The sequence below is a fragment of the Levilactobacillus spicheri DSM 15429 genome (genome assembly GCF_001435095.1).
Taxonomy (GTDB): domain Bacteria; phylum Bacillota; class Bacilli; order Lactobacillales; family Lactobacillaceae; genus Levilactobacillus; species Levilactobacillus spicheri.
The window spans coordinates 170,847-187,966 of the sequence record NZ_AZFC01000035.1 but is presented as its reverse complement, the minus strand read 5'-3'; the positions used below and the strand labels follow the sequence as shown (position 1 = coordinate 187,966).

General features: G+C 55.4%; 19 protein-coding genes and 1 riboswitch. Of the genes, 13 read left to right on the top strand and 6 right to left on the bottom strand.

The features are described 5' to 3' along the window. Positions 1 to 31: 31 nt before the first annotated feature. The gene (gene araA / locus FD37_RS09775; protein WP_056965014.1) at positions 32 to 1,456 is read left to right on the top strand and encodes an L-arabinose isomerase; all 1,425 of its coding nucleotides are present in this window, start codon (positions 32 to 34) and stop codon (positions 1,454 to 1,456) included. Positions 1,457 to 2,180: 724 nt separating this feature from the next. Here araA and FD37_RS09765 read toward each other — a convergent pair. After that, positions 2,181 to 2,366: a hypothetical protein gene (locus FD37_RS09765; protein WP_045808185.1), complete on the bottom strand. Its 186-nt coding sequence runs from the start codon at positions 2,364 to 2,366 to the stop codon at positions 2,181 to 2,183. 226 nt (positions 2,367 to 2,592) lie between these two features. On the opposite strand from FD37_RS09765, the gene FD37_RS09760 reads away from it, so the two are divergent. The 4 genes from FD37_RS09760 (at position 2,593) to FD37_RS09745 (ending at position 5,510) form a co-directional block, all read left to right on the top strand. Then, entirely contained in the window at positions 2,593 to 3,501 is a 909-nt protein-coding gene (locus tag FD37_RS09760; RefSeq protein ID WP_056965010.1) for an RluA family pseudouridine synthase, read from the top strand. Beyond that, on the top strand, positions 3,494 to 4,234 hold the full coding sequence (locus tag FD37_RS09755; protein ID WP_045808187.1) for a DUF1003 domain-containing protein: 741 nt from the start codon (positions 3,494 to 3,496) through the stop codon (positions 4,232 to 4,234). The genes FD37_RS09760 and FD37_RS09755 overlap by 8 nt, the downstream gene beginning before the upstream one ends. Before the next feature lie 233 nt (positions 4,235 to 4,467). Further along, a complete protein-coding gene (locus tag FD37_RS09750) occupies positions 4,468 to 5,004 on the top strand; it encodes a GNAT family N-acetyltransferase (protein ID WP_045808188.1) in 537 nt (178 codons plus the stop codon). 101 nt (positions 5,005 to 5,105) lie between these two features. Then, positions 5,106 to 5,510, top strand: a complete 405-nt coding sequence (locus tag FD37_RS09745; protein WP_045808189.1) for a hypothetical protein — start codon at positions 5,106 to 5,108, stop codon at positions 5,508 to 5,510. A gap of 654 nt (positions 5,511 to 6,164) precedes the next feature. Here the strand turns inward: FD37_RS09745 and FD37_RS09740 are convergent. Next, positions 6,165 to 6,497 (bottom strand): AzlD domain-containing protein, encoded by a 333-nt coding sequence (locus FD37_RS09740; protein WP_045808190.1) that lies wholly within the window; start codon positions 6,495 to 6,497, stop codon positions 6,165 to 6,167. Continuing rightward, positions 6,482 to 7,192: an AzlC family ABC transporter permease gene (locus tag FD37_RS09735; RefSeq protein WP_056965008.1), complete on the bottom strand. Its 711-nt coding sequence runs from the start codon at positions 7,190 to 7,192 to the stop codon at positions 6,482 to 6,484. The genes FD37_RS09740 and FD37_RS09735 overlap by 16 nt, the downstream gene beginning before the upstream one ends. Before the next feature lie 192 nt (positions 7,193 to 7,384). Between FD37_RS09735 and FD37_RS09730 the strand changes: the two genes are divergently transcribed. Continuing rightward, positions 7,385 to 7,621, top strand: a complete 237-nt coding sequence (locus FD37_RS09730; protein WP_045808354.1) for a MerR family transcriptional regulator — start codon at positions 7,385 to 7,387, stop codon at positions 7,619 to 7,621. A gap of 121 nt (positions 7,622 to 7,742) precedes the next feature. On the opposite strand, the gene FD37_RS09725 is transcribed toward FD37_RS09730, so the two are convergent. Both FD37_RS09725 and FD37_RS09720 read right to left on the bottom strand, forming a co-directional pair. Then, entirely contained in the window at positions 7,743 to 8,471 is a 729-nt protein-coding gene (locus tag FD37_RS09725; protein ID WP_056965006.1) for a DUF4811 domain-containing protein, read from the bottom strand. Then, the gene (locus FD37_RS09720) at positions 8,468 to 9,958 is read right to left on the bottom strand and encodes an MDR family MFS transporter (RefSeq protein WP_056965004.1); all 1,491 of its coding nucleotides are present in this window, start codon (positions 9,956 to 9,958) and stop codon (positions 8,468 to 8,470) included. The genes FD37_RS09725 and FD37_RS09720 overlap by 4 nt, the downstream gene beginning before the upstream one ends. A gap of 205 nt (positions 9,959 to 10,163) precedes the next feature. On the opposite strand from FD37_RS09720, the gene FD37_RS09715 reads away from it, so the two are divergent. The 7 genes from FD37_RS09715 to FD37_RS09685 all read left to right on the top strand — a co-directional run bounded on the left by FD37_RS09715 (position 10,164) and on the right by FD37_RS09685 (position 15,710). Further along, positions 10,164 to 10,610 carry a MerR family transcriptional regulator gene (locus tag FD37_RS09715; RefSeq protein ID WP_225436337.1) on the top strand — a complete coding sequence of 149 codons (447 nt, stop codon included), beginning with the start codon at positions 10,164 to 10,166 and terminating at the stop codon, positions 10,608 to 10,610. Between the two features lie 525 nt (positions 10,611 to 11,135). Further along, positions 11,136 to 11,702 (top strand): GNAT family N-acetyltransferase, encoded by a 567-nt coding sequence (locus tag FD37_RS09710; RefSeq protein ID WP_056965001.1) that lies wholly within the window; start codon positions 11,136 to 11,138, stop codon positions 11,700 to 11,702. 161 nt (positions 11,703 to 11,863) lie between these two features. Continuing rightward, entirely contained in the window at positions 11,864 to 12,763 is a 900-nt protein-coding gene (locus FD37_RS09705) for a cation diffusion facilitator family transporter (RefSeq protein WP_045808195.1), read from the top strand. 53 nt (positions 12,764 to 12,816) lie between these two features. Then, a complete protein-coding gene (locus FD37_RS09700) occupies positions 12,817 to 13,464 on the top strand; it encodes a metal-dependent transcriptional regulator (RefSeq protein ID WP_056964999.1) in 648 nt (215 codons plus the stop codon). A 248-nt stretch (positions 13,465 to 13,712) separates the two neighbouring features. Next, positions 13,713 to 14,468 carry a threonine/serine exporter family protein gene (locus tag FD37_RS09695; RefSeq protein ID WP_045808197.1) on the top strand — a complete coding sequence of 252 codons (756 nt, stop codon included), beginning with the start codon at positions 13,713 to 13,715 and terminating at the stop codon, positions 14,466 to 14,468. Between the two features lie 15 nt (positions 14,469 to 14,483). Further along, positions 14,484 to 14,939 carry a threonine/serine exporter family protein gene (locus tag FD37_RS09690; protein WP_045808198.1) on the top strand — a complete coding sequence of 152 codons (456 nt, stop codon included), beginning with the start codon at positions 14,484 to 14,486 and terminating at the stop codon, positions 14,937 to 14,939. Positions 14,940 to 15,041: 102 nt separating this feature from the next. Next, positions 15,042 to 15,710 (top strand): phosphatase PAP2 family protein, encoded by a 669-nt coding sequence (locus FD37_RS09685; RefSeq protein ID WP_056964997.1) that lies wholly within the window; start codon positions 15,042 to 15,044, stop codon positions 15,708 to 15,710. 101 nt (positions 15,711 to 15,811) lie between these two features. Here FD37_RS09685 and FD37_RS09680 read toward each other — a convergent pair whose 3' ends face one another. Then, positions 15,812 to 16,618, bottom strand: coding sequence for a lp_1002 family arylesterase (locus FD37_RS09680; RefSeq protein ID WP_056964995.1), 807 nt, complete (start codon positions 16,616 to 16,618; stop codon positions 15,812 to 15,814). 318 nt (positions 16,619 to 16,936) lie between these two features. Further along, a riboswitch (Lysine riboswitch) is annotated at positions 16,937 to 17,116 on the top strand. Positions 17,117 to 17,120: the final 4 nt, after the last annotated feature.

Below are 17,120 nucleotides of genomic sequence, written 5' to 3'. Positions count from 1 at the left end.
GATTACCGACATTAAAAGGAGTGTTTCGATTATGTTATCAGTACCAGATTACGAATTTTGGTTTGTTACCGGGAGTCAACATTTATATGGTGAAGAACAATTAAAGTCCGTTGCCAAGGACGCCCAAGACATCGCCGACAAGTTAAACGCTAGCGGCAAGCTACCTTACAAGGTGGTCTTCAAGGACGTCATGACCACGGCCGATGGCATCACCAAGTTCATGAAGGAAGTCAACTACAACGATAAGGTTGCCGGGGTCATCACCTGGATGCACACCTTCTCCCCAGCCAAGAACTGGATCCGCGGGACGGAATTACTGCAAAAGCCATTGTTGCACTTGGCAACCCAATACTTAAACAACATCCCGTACGCCGACATCGACTTTGATTACATGAACCTGAACCAAAGTGCGCACGGTGACCGTGAGTACGCCTACATCAACGCCCGGTTACAGAAGAACAACAAGATCGTTTACGGCTACTGGGGCGATGACGACGTGCAAGAAGAAATCGCACGTTGGGAAGACGTTGCGGTTGCGTACAACGAAAGCTTCAAGGTCAAGGTTGCGCGCTTCGGTGACACCATGCGGAACGTGGCCGTTACGGAAGGCGACAAGGTCCAAGCACAGATCCAAATGGGCTGGACGGTCGACTACTACGGAATCGGTGACCTGGTCAAGGAAATCAACGCGGTGGACTCTGCCGACGTTGACAAGGAATACGCTGACTTGGAATCCCGTTACGAAATGGTTCAAGGCGACAACGACGCCGACAAGTACACCCATTCCGTCCGGGTTCAATTACAACAATACTTAGGGATCAAGCGGTTCTTGGAAAAGGGCGGTTACACGGCCTTCACCACCAACTTCGAAGACCTCTACGGCATGGAACAATTACCTGGTTTAGCCGCCCAACTCTTGATTCGTGACGGTTACGGCTTCGGTGCCGAAGGTGACTGGAAGACCGCTGCCTTGGGTCGGGTCATGAAGATCATGTCCCACAACAAGCAAACGGCCTTCATGGAAGACTACACGTTGGACCTGCGGAAGGGCCACGAAGCCATCCTGGGCTCCCACATGTTGGAAGTTGACCCATCGATTGCCAGCGACAAGCCACGGGTTGAAGTGCACCCATTGGACATCGGTGGCAAGGCCGACCCAGCTCGGTTGGTCTTCACCGGTTCTGAAGGCGACGCCATCGACGTCACGGTTTCCGACTTCCGCGACAACTTCAAGATGATCAGCTACGCCGTTGACGCGCACAAGCCAGAAGCCGAAACGCCTAAGCTGCCAGTTGCTAAGCAACTCTGGACGCCAAAGGTTGGTTTGAAGAACGGGGCCTTAGCTTGGATGCAAGCGGGTGGTGGCCACCACACCATGTTGTCCTTCTCCTTAACGGAAGAACAAATGGAAGATTTCGCCACGATGATGCACATGAACAAGGCCTTCATCAAGTAATAAAGCTGAATTAATTAAATGGTGACTCCCCGTCTGTGAGTGGGGAGTCACCATTTTTGTGTCTATTAGAGCCATAAAAGCACGCTCATTAAGCGACAACGGCCGTTAATGGGCGCTTCACGCCGGCGAGCAAGGGGATGCGCCTACCGGTCGGCCAGAATTGGGCTGGAACGTGGCCGACACGACTTTGAGCTCCTCGCTGCGACCCGCGAAGATCTCAAAGTTCGGTCTTTCTGTAATCCGGGAAAAGTCACCCGGATAACAGAAACGAGGCCACTGAGCTCAATTCTGACCTCCCTCTCGGCTGAGAGTGACGAGGCTGGTTATGGATGCGACCACTTGCCATCTTGCCTATCTGTCCTAAGTTAACTGAGAATGTGGGCGTTCATGTGACGGAATTTAATGGCTCAGTGAGATTGTTGGGGTGCTGGAACGACAACGGTTGCCAGCTGGTTTGGTTGATGATGAGAGATGCAGGATGTCAGCGAAACAGAGGCGACTTGCTGGCCGTGGTGAAATTGATGTTAGCGGGCGTTTCTCAGCCGGCTTACATCAAGGCCGATCTCCGGAGACTAGTGCACTTCTAGGCTTCGGAGTCGTGCCCACCTCGGCCGGCTTGCTCGCCGGCGTGGAGCGCTTTTCAACGGCTGGTTTGAAAATGGCCACAAAAAGGACCAATCAAAAAAGGACGCAACCACTAACGGTCGCGTCCTTGAACGGTCGATTATGAGACGAAAATCCAGCCGCCCATGCAGATGATTCCGACGCTGACGGCCAGGTAGATCCAGGCCAAGACGTGGCCATCGTGGTCCGGCTTGGTTTTGGGCAGTAACTTGGCAATCACGAACCCCAAGAAGAACAGACCAATCACCGCGATGAGTGTCCCCGTCATCATGTTCTTTGCTAACATCCTAACTCCCCCTTTATTTCTTCCATTATAACCAGTTTTGGTGGGAAAGTGGGAAATAGGCCATTCAGTTTTAACGATATGTTAAAATGTAGAGGAATTCGTTTTGCCCGTGCGCCGGGTCCCGACCCGTGATTGGCGAGGGGCGCACCCGCAAACGAAAAGCAGACAGCGCGTTTCAAAGGAAACGAACAACGCCCCCTGGGGGCAACGGAAAGGAAGCAACAAGATGGAGTTAACTTGGGCGGTGACCGCACCGGTAACCAGTTTAAAGAAGTTTTTAGGGCAACAGGGCGTCAGCCACCGGGTCTTTAGTGACCTGAAACACCAGGGAACGATTCGGGTCAACGGCCACGTCGAGACCTCCGCCGTGGCGCTCCACGTGGGGGACCGGGTCAGTGTGACCCTGCCTCCCGAGACGGCGGATCCGGCGGTGGCCGTTAGTCACGGTCCCATCGAGGTGCTCTTCACCAACCGGGACTGGCTGGTGATCAACAAACCCGCCGGCCTGAACGTGGTGCCCGGCCCGGCGAACCGGACGGATACGCTGGTCAACCGCATCAAGGGGTATTTGATCGACGAACACGCCGAGAATCAGGTGCCCCACATCGTGACCCGGCTCGACCGCTTTACCAGCGGTCTGGTCTGGGTGGCCCGGCACCGGCTGGCCAATAGCCTGGCCAGTCAGCTACAGGCGGCCCATCAGGTCGAAAAACGGTACCTGGCGGTGGTCAGCGGCCAGTTGGCCCAGGACCACGGGCTGATCGACCAACCGTTGGCGCCGGACCCCGCGGGATATAACCAGATGGTCTCACCGGGTGGTAAGCCCGCCCGGACCGAGTACTGGGTCGAAAAACGGTTTGCCAACGCCACGGTGGTCCGGGTCCAGCTGCATACGGGGCGCACGCACCAGATCCGCGCCCACTTTGCCTGGCTGGGCCACCCCCTGATCGGCGACGCCCTGTATCAGGGGCCGGTCGTAGGGGAGATGCACCGGCAGGCGTTACACGCGGCTAGCTTGGCCTTCGAGGACCCCTTTACCCACGAGCACCGGCAGTTCACCAGTCCGGTCCCCGTGGACTGGCAGGCGCTGGTGACCACGCTGACAACGGAACAAGGAGGCAATCAGGATGTCTGAAGAAAAACCACTCACGTGCCTGGTCGACGGGGCGCCGATTTCGCTTGAGGTGAGCCTGCAGTTGAGCGAATTGGACCCGAGCCTGCGGAACCGCATCAAGCAGGACTACCCGCAGGCCCAGGCGACCGACTACATCTGCGGTCACCATCTATTGAAGTACCGCCTAGACCGGGTCGACGCGATGATCAATGCCGACCTCAAGCAGACTAAGAAAATCAACCATAAATTGACCCGGGCGTTGCAAAGCGACGATTACGATATCATCGACGTCAACGAGGTCCTGACCAACAGCCTCACGTTTGGGCAGAAGGTCTCGGACGACGTGGCGCGCTTCGGGGGTTCCTGGGGCTTTATTTTCATCTTCATGGTCGTTCTCTTAGGGTGGATGTTGGTGAACGGCCTGCACCTATTCGGGGTCAACTTTGACAACTACCCCTACATTCTGTTAAATTTAGTACTTAGTTGTGTCGCGGCGATTCAGGCGCCCATCATCATGATGAGCCAGAACCGTTCGGCGGACCGGGACCGCATGATGGCCGAAAACGACTACCACGTGAACCTGAAGGCCGAACATGAGCTGCGGTTGTTGCACGCGAAGGTGGACCACCTGGCGCAGAACCAGGTGCCCCATACCATGGAAATTGAGCGTTTCCAGTTGGAGATCCTCGGTGAGATTCGGCACGAATTGGCCGAACTGCGTGCAGCCCAGCAGAAGACGCCGCCGACACCGTAACATGAAGGGAGTTCCACGATGCGTACTTGGGTAACAGCTAGTACCCTGTTTCTGGTCGGCCTGGTCTTTGGTCACCGAGCAGCCGGTAGATTAGCGCACTAAGCGCGGCTTGGCATATCCGTTGACAATTCAGTCATCCTCCGTTAATCTAGTGATGTAACTAGAGAAATGGAGGATTTTTTGTGATAATTCGAGAAGCTCGACCGGTGGACGCCCCTCAGATAGCGCCACTGATGAACTTGATCTACGATGAAATGGCGTTGACCGACCTGGAGGATGTTCCGGGGCCCGACTTACTGAAGGTCATCACGGCGGCATACCGCAACCCGACTTATTTATCGGGGGCGGCAACCACGGTGGTGGCCGAGGCCAATGGCCAAGTCGTCGGGGTAGCGTTCGGCTATCCCGGGGAACGTGAAGACATTGTGGATGATGTGATGGCAGACCTGACGGCGCAGAGTGCGGCCTTTGATGAGCCGTACGAAGCGGAATCCGAGACCAGCGCGGGCGAGTGGTACCTCGATTCACTTGCGGTGGACCCGAACTATCAGGGTCACGGGATTGGGCGGCAATTGCTGCAAGCATTGCCGCTGTATGCCCGGCGTGACCGGCAATCGGTGATCGGCCTGAACGTTGACCGGGAGAACCCGGGGGCGTTTCGGTTGTACGATCGGATGGGGTACCAGGTAACCGGGACCCAGATGATTGGTGATCACGTTTACGACCACATGCAACTCGAGATCGGGCAACCGGTCTCGGCAACCAAATAACAACGATTAGGGGGCACCGGCGTTGATTCGCTGGTGTCTTTTTGATTGCGGGCGCGGTATAATGGCTAGCAATCAGGTATTTTGAGGAGGATTTTTAACCAATGAAGGATCAGTTACAACTTGGCGATGCCGCCTTCGCCAACATGATGTTGGTACTCAAGCAACCGGTCACGCAGGCCAACCACAAGGAATTCAAGTTCCTGGACGGCGAAATGCAGGAGATTGCCCCGGATATCTGGGCGATGCCCGCCTACATGACGGCCGATGACGCGTTTACGATGTTCTTTTTGACGACCCAGATTGAGTCCGGCGAGACCGTCGTGGCCTTCGCCACGGGCGACCAGTCGGGGGCCGACTTTCGGTTGAGCGCGCCGATGATCACCGGCGCCGGCCTGAACCTGTTGAACGACCAGCAGCCTAACCGGGCGAAGCGGGTCTTGAAGTTCCTCAACGACATCTCCCGCGCCGACGAAGGCGATTGGCGCTTGGTGGATCAAGCCGATTAGTGAAACAAGGTGTCCCATGCCGTTCTTCAGCATAGTCGGTACCCGCGCGCCACGCCGGCGAGCAAGATGGTCGAGGTGGGCACGACTTCGAAGCCTCAAAGCCCGAGTCTCCGAAGCTCGGCCTTGATGTAGGCCGGGAAAGAACCCCGACCAACATCAATTTCACCACGACCATCAAGTCGCCTCTGTTTCGCTCAAGTGGATGACGGCCATCACAAACAAGAAGAACTGGCAACGGTGATGAATTTTACGGATGATAATCCGCCGCCCGTTGGCAAGACAAACGATTGGGACAATCTTTGCTTAGTTTGATATTGGAATTGATTCATTAAGTTGTCTCCCAAAAGAAGCCTGGCCGGACGCGAAAACGTCTGGTCAGGCTTCTTTTGGATGGGGTCACGTAGACGTCACTTGTAGCGGTGGTGTTAAGGGTAGATGGTGAAGACCCACCAGCGTCAAGATTGCTGGAGCTCAGATGGGCCCAGACCGTGAAATTGTGGTTAGTCAGCGTCCCTCAGCTGGCTTACCACAAGGCCGAGCTTCAAGACACGGTGATTTTCCGTGGCTCGAAGTCGTGCCCACGGTCGTCACGGCCCAGCTGAGCGGAAGCAATCGCCAGTTTCCACTGATTAGACTCAACCAGCAGAACGTTAGTTACCCCCATTGGAAGTAGCGAATCAGGGCCATGGCCATGATTCCGACGACCACCACGGCCAACAGGCTTTTGGTCAGGATGCCCGCTAAGGTGGCGGGGATGGCCGCGAGGCAGTTTGCCAGGTTCAGGGTCGCCCAGTGGCCGGGGTGCACCACCAGGAGGCTCTGGCAGCACAGGGCGGTCATGATGGCGATAGGCACGAAGGTCAGAAAGTCGATGACCCCCGCGGGCAGCTGAAACTTCTTCAGCAGGGCGAAGGGGAAGACCCGGGAGAGCAGGGTGACGGCCCCACAGCCCAGAATGACCCACAGATCGGTTAGTGTAAATGACATTTCTTGACCTCCATTCCGAAGAGACACCCGCCAATGGTGGCGACCAGGAGCGCTAAGTTGGCGTCGAGCACCCGTAACGTGAGATAATAGAGTAGGGCCACGAAGCCCATGACCAGGAGCTGTAGCGTCAGGCCCAGGTGCTTATCGCTGATCAGTTGCAGGTAGACCAGGCCGATGAACATGGCGGTCAGGGCGAAGTCGAAACCGAACTGCTCGGGATTGGCGATGAGTCCGCCCAGGATGGCCCCGACCACGGTCGAAACGCCCCAGACCAGGTAGGCCACCAGGTTGGCGGCGTTCTGCCAGGCAAAGCTGAGACGGCCCCCGGTGACGTTTTGTTTATTCATGGCCAGCGCGAAGGTCTCGTCGGTCACCAACGCTCCCAGCAGCAGGTTCTTGCCCAGCGACTCGTGGCGGAAGTATTGGGCCAGGCTGGTGCTCATCAGGATCATCCGGGAGTTGACCAGAAAGGTCGAAAAGAAGATGGCGGAAAGCGGGTTGCCGGCCAGCAACATACTGGTGATGATGAACTGCGCGGAGCCGGCGTACACCACGAACGACAGGCCGGCGACCATGAGCAGGCTGAGGTGACTGGTGTGGGCGACGATGCCGAAGGCCAGCCCGACGCCGATGTAGCCGAAGACCGTGGGCAGCACGTCCTTGAGGCCGGTCCGAAAGGTTAATTCTGGGGTCATAATGGGAACTCCTTCCTGAAAAAATGATTAATTTCCAGTGTACGCTTTGCCGAAAACCGGGTAAAGGGGCAATTCAATTGGTCGATTAAATAATGGTCAAAACTCTCGTTCAGAAAGGGTTGCTTTTTTGAAATGGCGGTTGTATGATACTCTCATTGAGAAAAAAGCAGTGAAGAAAGTGGGGTAGTGACGATGAAGATGAACTTAACTGAAATGGCGCAGTCAGCGCATGTGGACCAACAACGTGTGGAGGAATACGTCAAGAACGGCTTACTGGGTGCCGGGCACTCCACCACGGAATTCGATGAGTCCGATCTGTACTGGATCGACATGATTCAGTGCTTTCAGGACAACGGAACGTCTTTGAGTGACTTATCCGGCTTAATGCCGCGTTGTCGCCAAGCACAGGCTAAGATGACGCAGGTTTAGCCTAAAGTTGAAGATGATGATGAGATAGCGGCAGGCCCGGGGCCTCCGCTATTTTTTTAGACAAACAAACAGGGCCACCGGAAGATTCAACTCCGGTGGCCCTGTTTAGGTAACTTCTATTCTACTTGGCTTGCTTGACTTGCTTGATCAGTTGTTGCATCGCTTGGGCTTGGTACTCAGCGGTGGCCTGCTTGATCAGCTTTTGGCGTTGGGCCGTACTCATGGTCGGGTCCTTGGTCATGGCCGCCATGACCTGCTTTTGGATGTAGGCTTTAGCAGCGGCCTTTTGCTTGGCCTGGTAGGTCTTGGAGCTTGCCAGCTTCTGCAGCTGCTTAGCCTGTTGAGTACTCAGGACCGTCCAGTTTTTGTTCAGGTAAATCGTGTTGTGTTCCTTCACGTATTGGTGCCCGTTGCCGGCCAACCCGAACCAGAACTTGTAAGCGCCGTTCTGGTATTCGCGGTAGGTCTTGGTGGTCACGATACGGTTCTTACCCGTCGTGCGTTTGACCGTGTTGGTCGTGGTGACCTTGGCCGCCGTGTGCTGCGTCTTCTTGGCGTTGGCGCTGGTCTTGTAAACGTAGACCCGGTGTTGATCGGCCGTTCCGATGGATTGGTAGATCATCATGGGTAACTGCTTCGACGGGGAAGCGGAGTAGATGGTTTGGGTGGTCGTGGTCCGAACGTTGTGCAACCCGTAGTGGTCGTGGTCGTTTTTAACGATCAGCACCCCGCTGATGCCCATGACGACGATCATCAGGAGGGTCAAGACGTTGCTGAGGACCCGGTTGTGCAGGTAAACGTAGAAGACGAAGGCGAGGACGACCGCCAGGATTAACGTGATAATAATCATTCTGCGGCACCTCCTTGAGTAGCGGATTGACTGTCAGTGACGTGGGTGGAGTGGTTGCTGCCCTTTAAGAACATGGCCACGATCAACGCAACGACACTGAAACCAATGGCAATCCAGAAGGCGGCATGGTACCCCGATAACGTGGCGTTGATGGCCTTGTCGGCGTAGCTCAACGGGTTCGTGGTCAACATGTGCTTAGCGGGCATCCCGTTCTTGGTCACGTTAGTCAGGACACTGACCATGATGGCCGTTCCCACCGAACTGGCGACTTGCCGTTGGGTGTTGTTGACGGCGGTCCCGTGACTGATCAGGTTCATCGGCAGGGCGTTCATCCCGGCCGTCGTCGCTGGCATCATGACCATGGCGATCCCGAACATCCGGATGGCGTACAGGATGACGATGTACGTGGTGGCCGAATCCTTGGTGATCCAGGCAAATGGCAGGGTACCAACGGTTAAGAGGAACATCCCGATTAAGGAAAGCCGCTTAGCCCCGAACCGGTCGAAGGCCCGCCCGGTAATCGGACTCATGACCCCCATCATCAGCGCGCCGGCTAACAGGGTTAACCCGGAGTGGAAAGCGGACATGCCCTTGACCATTTGCAGGTACAGCGGGATGACCATTTCGACCCCGACCATGGCCATCATGACCACGGAACTTAGGATGGCGGCCACGGTGAACTCCTTGGACTTGTAAACGCGGAAGTTCAGGAATGGATCGTCCATGACCAGCTGACGCCAGATGAACAGGCCCACGAAGATGGCCCCCACGATTAAGGTGGTCAGGACCTTGGCGCTGCCCCAGCCGTCGTCACCGACGGAGGAGAAGCCGTAGAGCATGCTCCCGAAGCCGACCGTGGATAACAGGACGGACCAGATATCCAATGGTGACTTTTCGGTTTCCAGCACGCTACGCATGATCCAGAAGCTGGCGATGATCACGACGGCGACGATTGGGATGATCATCCCGAAGAGGTCCCGCCAGGTCCAGTTGTCGATGACCCACCCGGACAGGGTCGGGCCAATGGCGGGGGCCAGGCCGATGACGATCCCGGCTAACCCCATGGCGGTTCCCCGTTTGTTCGCGGGGAAGATGGTCAGCATCATGGTCTGCAGTAACGGCATGGAGACCCCGACACCGACGGCCTGGATCAACCGTCCGATTAACAGCATCGGGAAGTTCAGGGCCGTCCAGCAGATGATGGTACCGGCCAAGAAGATGGACATGGCCCCGATGTAGAGCCACTTGGAACTGATCGTGTTGATCAGCCAGGCACTAATGGGAATCATGATCCCGTTGACCAGCAGGAAGCCGGTCGTCAACCATTGAACGGTTGACGTGGACACATCGAACGCCTTCATTAAGGTTGGAAAGGCGGTCGACAAGATGGTTTGGTTCAGGACCGTACAGAACGATCCGATTAAGAGTAGTACAACGAGTAAACTCCGATTATAGGATTTCCCGTTGGTATCAATTGCTTGTCCCAATTCTAATTCCCTCTTTTATTCTAAAAATTATTTCTGGAATCAATATACGCAGATTTGGGTCCTTTGTCAACTAGCTTGACATCCGTTTTAGAAAATATATACTGTTTAGAGAAAAGTGAACACACAGATAAAATAATTTTACAAAATTCACAAACGCTTTCATTGGGGAAATCCCGGGTTTTTGGTGAATGAGGAGGTCAGATACGTGTTAAAGGAAAATTTTGCCAAGTTTATGAAGAAAATGCCTCTAGACGAGATGGTTCTGGGCATCGGGGACGTGGCCCGGGTGACCGGGGTCTCCCAGAGCCAGTTACGGTATTGGGAACGGAAGGGGTACATCCAAACGTCGGAGTTGGCGGACGGAGGCAACCGGAAGTTTACCTATAAGACGGCCCTGCAGGTCAAGCAGATCAAGATGCTCCTGGATGAGGGGTACACGCTGGTCAGTGCCGTGGCCCGGGCGCGGAAGCGGGGCGTCTATGCGGAGGCCCTGCGCTCGTTTTTTGAGGAACGCTTCAACGCCATCACCGTGGATGATGACCAGCACGAGGCGACCATCGACCTGGGCGTCTTTGATCCCGATCCCAGTCAGCACCTGATTGCGTACCGCCGCGCCGACCAATGGCATTTTCGGCTGGGGCCCGCAGAGTAAAGGGCCTTTTCGTTGTTTATCGGCAACGAGAATGGTAGTCTAAACTTGTAGGAGGATTTTGCTCCGGGGCAGTCAAGACCTTCGGTGTCAATCGATCTTCTGGCTGGATTGACAGTCAATCATGTTGTTTGACGTGTTGTGAAATTAGGCGAATAACCATAGTAGTAGCGCGTATACTTGCGCTTGGACTACGCCAGTCACAGGCTGGCGTAAGCGATCGTAACTGAAACGACGTGTTTTTGAAAATTTAGTGAATACGCGATTTTCAACTCGCCCCGGACCGCTCCTATAGGCCCCTACCGAAGTTTAGAAGGTTCTTCGGTGGGGGCTCTTTTTGACGCTAAAATGCTGAGAACGGTTTAAAATGAGAAATCTCTGAGAGCCCGCATTCCTTGCGGGGCTTGGCTTGAACGCCTAAGAGGACCACTAACTTAAAAAAAGTGAATCGGGTGGGTTGTTTTTTGAATCGAACGTGTTAAGATAACAAAATCGTTTAATTCAAAAACAAGAAGGATGGTGTGACACATGCTGTTACGACAAGCTACTATGGCGGATTTACCACAAATTGAAGCAATTATTCGGGATGGCCGGGAACTCCTGGCGGCCCAATCCATTGACCAGTGGCAAGGGACGTACCCGAACACGGCGGTCTTAGTTGACGATATTCATCAGGGATGGACGGTCGTGCTGGAAGAGAACCATGAAATCTTGGGGACGGCGGCGATTATTCCCGGCGTTGACCCAACCTACAAGCAGATTGAGGGCCAGTGGCTGACCAAACAGGCACCGTACTTGGCGATTCATCGGGTCGCCGTGTCGGCACACCATCATGGTCGCGGATTAGCCGGTGAGCTGTTCCAACGGCTGTTCGCCCAGATCGACCAGGCGGAAAACATCGAGAGTATCCGCATCGATACCCACCCGAACAACATGGCGATGCAACACATCATCAAGAAGAACGGGTTTACCGAGACCGGCAAGATTGACTTGTCCGACATGGGCGCCGAATTGATGGGAGTCAAGGACTACGCGTACGAACGGGTGACCGCGCACGTGAAGGTGGAGCACTTGGTGCAGACCACGCCAGCATAATAAGTGACTATATTAATGAAGAAAAGCGATACTCCTGTGAACGGGCGTGTCGCTTTTTTAAGGTATTCTGGGTCTTAAAGTTGTGGTGGCCTAAACCTGACTTTCCTTTCCCGCCAAACTCTGTCATAATAGACCTATGTTTGGTAACGGGGGCGAGATTGATGGAGAAAAAAAGTTTGGCAGGGGGCCGCTTTCTATTAGTAACGATCTTGAACGTGGTGATTACCGTGTTCGAGTTACTGGGTGGCCTGTTATCGGGGAGCCTTTCACTATTATCCGACGCCTTCCATAATTTAGGAGATGCCTTATCCGTTATTTTGAGTTACGTGGCGCACCGCATTGGGGCGCGCCGGCAGACGCGGAAGAACACCTTTGGTTATCGGCGGGTCGAGATTCTGACGGCGTTGTTGAATGCCGGCGTTTTGATTCTGATTTCGGCTGGCTTGGCCTTCGAGGCGGTGCGGCGTTTGCTGCATCCGGAACCGGTTAAAGGGGATATCATGTTGGTCGTGGCGGTGGTGAGCTTTGTGGCGAACCTCCTGTCGACCATTCTGTTGAACCGGGGCTCGAAGCACAACCTCAATATTCGGGCAACGTACCTGCATCTACTGAGTGATGCGTTGGCCTCGATTGGGGTGATCATCGGGGCCGTGCTGATTACCTTCTGGCACATCAGCTGGGTCGATCCGTTGATTACGATTCTGGTGGCAGTGTACATCGTGTTCGAATCGTGGCCCATTGTGAAGCAGACCTTCGGCATCTTGATGGAGGGGGCGCCGCAGCTGGACTATGACGCGATCGCCCAGGACATCTGTGCGTTGCCGAAGATCAAGGGCGTGCACCATCTGCACGCCTGGCAGATTGATGAGAACAATCTGGTCTTTTCGGTCCACGTGAACATGGATGATTTGCCGCTCAGTCAGGTGGAACCGGTCTACCGGCAGATTGAAGCCTTGTTGTGCCACAAGTACAACGTGAATCACGTGACGATTCAGGCGGAGTGCCACCGGGGCAAGGATGAGGCCCTCTTCTTTAAGCAAAATGATTGGCGTCACGATTGAGCTCGTTACCAGCTCGTTGGTTGCAAACAGGTCTTAGATGAGGTGAACAAAGTATGACTCCGATGAAGGAGGATTATTTAAAGATTATTTTTGAACTGGGTGGTCGGCAAAAAAAGGTGTCGAACAAGCAGATTGCCATCAGTTTAAACATTGCGGCGGGATCGGTGACCGAAATGGTCAATAAGATGGCCGCCGAAGGGCTTGCGGAACACACCCCCTACGCCGGGATTTCCCTGACGAAGAAGGGCATTCGCTTGGCCGAAGACCTGGTCCGGAAGCACCGGATCTGGGAAGACTTTTTGATTGAAAAGCTTGGCTACGCGCTCCCCGACGTGCACGATGAAGCCGAGGTCCTGGAACACGTGACCAGCCCCAAGCTGATCGACGCGCTGGACGACATGCTGGGGCATCCGACCCACTGTCCGCACGGTGGGGTCATCCCCGACCGGGAAGGGCACTACCACGAGGATAGCCACACGGTCTTGAACGACGCGAAGGACGGCGAGACGGTCACGGTCGATCGGTTTATCGATAACCATGACCTGCTGACCTATCTGGGTGATCTGAAGCTGGACATTGGGGACCAATTAACGATTCTCAAGCATGATCCGTTCGAAGGTCCGGTCACGGTCCAGAACCTGACCGACGACTCGCAGTTGATTGTGAGTTATAAAGCGGCCCACTATATTTTTGTGAAATAACGCCACCGGTTGGGTGGTTGGGAGTTCGGTGCACCTGGCCGAGCTCCTTTTTTGATGGGGCGAGTGAGCAGTGGCGGGTGGATAAGTGGAGATTTTAACCGATTCGTTATTTTCCCCAGCCCGGTCCCGGCGTATAATAAATTAAATATGTTATGCAGCGTACTCGCTAATCAGGAAGCAATCGCCAGCTACCACCAATTTCAACCAGTACGACGCGTAACTGATGTTATGAACAGGAGGGGCCAACTATGCCATCGTCAAAGGAGCGCGACCAGCTCATCTTACATACGGCGTTAACCGCCGGGCGCATCATGATTGAGAACGGGTCGGAAATCGAACGGGTCGAGGATACCATGACCCGTATCGCGACCAACGCGGGGGCCCAGACCAGTCAGCTCTTCGTGATGATCACCGGGATCCTAATGGCCATCAACGGCGAGGTGGGGGCGCAGATCCAGCCGGTCAAGCGGCGGACCTTCGACCTGGAGAAAATCGCCGTGGTCAACGACCTGTCCCGGAAGTTTGCCGAACAGGCCATCACCCTGCAGGAGTTCGCCGACCGGCTCGACCACCTGGACGCGGTCAGCAAGTACTTTCCGTTCTGGGTCCAACTACTCGCCGCGGCGTTGGTCAGCGGCCCCCTCGAGGTGGTCTTTCGCCACAACCTGCCGGACTTCTGGATTACCTGTCTGGTGGGGATGTTGGGCTGGCTGGTGTACTACGCCCTTAGCAAGTACATCCGCATCCGCTTCTTATCCGAATTTGCGGCCTCGGCCGTCATCGGGGTCCTGGCGGTGCTCAGTCACCACCTGGGTCTGGGGAACAACGTTGATGACATCATCATCGGCAGCGTGATGCCCCTGGTTCCCGGGGTGCCCATCACCAATTCGGTGCGCGACATTCTGGCGGGCAACCTGGTCAGCGGTCCGGCCCGGGGCATCGAGGCCCTGGTCAGTGCCGCGGCCATTGGTTTCGGGATCGCGATGGTCCTACAATTTCTTTAGGGAGGGACGTTGCCGATGTCCGTACTGGAATTTATCATTGAAGTGGCCGGCACCTACGTGGCCACGATTGCCTTTGGCATTTTACTGAACATCCCGCGGCGGGCCCTCAACATGGGTGGCTGGATTGGGGTCCTGGGATACCTGGTCTACCGCTTCACGGTCCTGTGGGGGGGCGGTTACGTGATCGGCAACCTGCTGGGCGCCGTCTTGATCGGGGTCGCCTCGCTTCAGGCCGCGCGCTGGAAGAAGATGCCGATGATTCTGTTCAACATCCCGGCCCTGGTGCCCCTGGTTCCCGGGGGTCAGGCCTACGAGATGATCAAAAACTTCGCGCTGGGGCAGAACAACCTGGCGCTGAGCTTTCTCCTGCAGGTCGTGATGATCTCCGGGGCCATCGCGTTTGGTTTCTTACTATCGGAACTGGTCAACCGATTACGGCAACGGGTTTGGCGTCATCACCGCCATATTTAGCAAATTGTTAACGGTTGAGCCCTTAGAAATTTGGCGGTGGGGTGGTATACTCAATTCCGAGGAGTTTTAAAGACATAGAGAAGATGAAAGGAAACAACTATCATGATGCTTTTTAATCGGGATCGGGACCGGCCCTGGAAGTTCGGTCTCACCACGATTCTCTTTTTGATTTTAGCGTTCTACGTCAAAGCGCAAAATGCGTATGTGGCCTTTCTGGATTCGTCGATCGTGGACGTGATCCAGAAGAATCAACCGGGGTGGAAAACGCTGATGTACCAGGGAATCACCACGTTGATGGAGCCCAAGCTCATCATCGTGTGGACCTTTATCCTGGCGTTTCTGCTGTGGGGCTTCAAGTTCAAGATTCCCGCGCTCTGGTGCCTGGCGACCCTGGCCGGCGGGGACGTCTTGGCGGCCGTCGTCAAGAACGTGGTGCAGCGCGCGCGGCCCACGGCGCACCTGGCAGCCGACAACGGCTATAGCTTTCCGAGTGGCCACGTCTTCGGTACGTTCCTCCTGATCGCCATGATCTGGCTGATCTTAGTACCGATGATCGCCACGCCATGGCGGGCTTGGTTGGTTCGGATCATCCTGATCGTTTGGCTGATTCTGCTGATGATCTCACGGGTGTACTTAAACGCCCATTACCCGACCGACACGATTGGGGCCGTTCTATTGGCCTACCTGTGGGTCCAAGCGGCACAAGGCCTTTACATTCGCTTAGCACCGGTGATGAAACACTGGCCGTTGCTAACCCATTCTGAAATTTAACCAACCTCCGGATATCTGTGGAGACAAAACAAAACAGGGAGGAAGTTCTCGGATTGAGAATTTCCTTCCTGTTTTTGAATGGTTAAATTGAGTGGCGTCGTTTAGCGTTTCGAAGAGGCGTGGATCTCGGTCAGCCATTCAGCCGCTAAGTCTAGCCAGTGGGCCACGTGTGGCTGGTCGCTGGCCGGCTTCCAGGCCGTGACGGGATTTGCCAGGGCCAGGCCGTGGGGACCGTTATGGAAGACGTGCAGCTCGGTGTCAACGTGGTGGGCGATGGACGCCTGTGCATAGGCCAGTGCATTTTGCACGGGCACCAGCGGATCGTTGGCGGTGACCCAGATGAACGTCGGGGCGTTTTGGTTGGTCACCCGCTGGTCGGCTTCAATCTGGGCGGGGTGGTCGGTCCAAGTGGCCAGCGTGGCCGCGTCCTGCGGGAAGCCGGCCTTGGGCGTGATGACCGGATAGCCCAGGATGACCGCGGTCGGGTGTACCTGTTCCGGTGTGGTGTGGGCCTGCGCGTTGAAGGCGGCATCGGCCCATAGGTCGTTAAAGAGGGCGACGATGTGACCGCCCACGGAGAAGCCCGCGACGATCAGCTGGGCGGGGTTGATCTGCCAGTCGGTCGCGTGTTGGCGCAATAGGGCGACGCTCTGGGCGAGTTCGATCACGGGCGCGGGCAGCAGGGGTTGCCGCTCGCCCGCGAAGCTGTACCGCAGGAAGAACGCCTGGTACCCCCGAGCGGACCAGGCGAGGGCTAAGTCTTCGGCCTGCTGCTCCGGAATGTGGGTGTAGGAGCCCCCGGGGACGATGATGATGGCTGGATAGGTCGCCGCGGGCGCATCGCGGCGTAAGTATCCGTGTAGGGTGGCGTGCGTCTGGGGCCCCAGTGATTCAGTGATGATTTGCATGACATAACCTCCTATAAGTGGTGGGACTGGCCGCGAACAGCACGGCCGGAACCAGTCAATATCATTATTGTAACGCAGTTTTCCGTTACGGAGGGCGGCGGCGACGTCAGCGGTGAGCGGGAACGGCACTTTCACAGCGGCCTTTAATTAAATTAGCATTCGAACCAATTAATGATTAAATAATGGGCTGAATCCTTGATGAATGGGCGTTTTTGGCTCGTGCCAACGGTTGTGCTGAACCGATTTTATGAGAAAATCATGAGTGAACCAAGATTTTACCCTTGCAATGGCCAGAAGGGATGGGTATACTACGAAGTATCGAATAGAAGAGGCGCAATCAACATGAGTAGCTTTCTTAAGGCGGGTACCGCCGATGAGGGAAAGTGAAAGGGGCGATTGCCGAAACTCGCTGAGAGATGCCTAATCAGTGGGTTGGGGCCTGGTTGAATAAATCAGGGACTGTCGCAACCGATATGGTCGCGGGGCGCTTTCAACGATATTG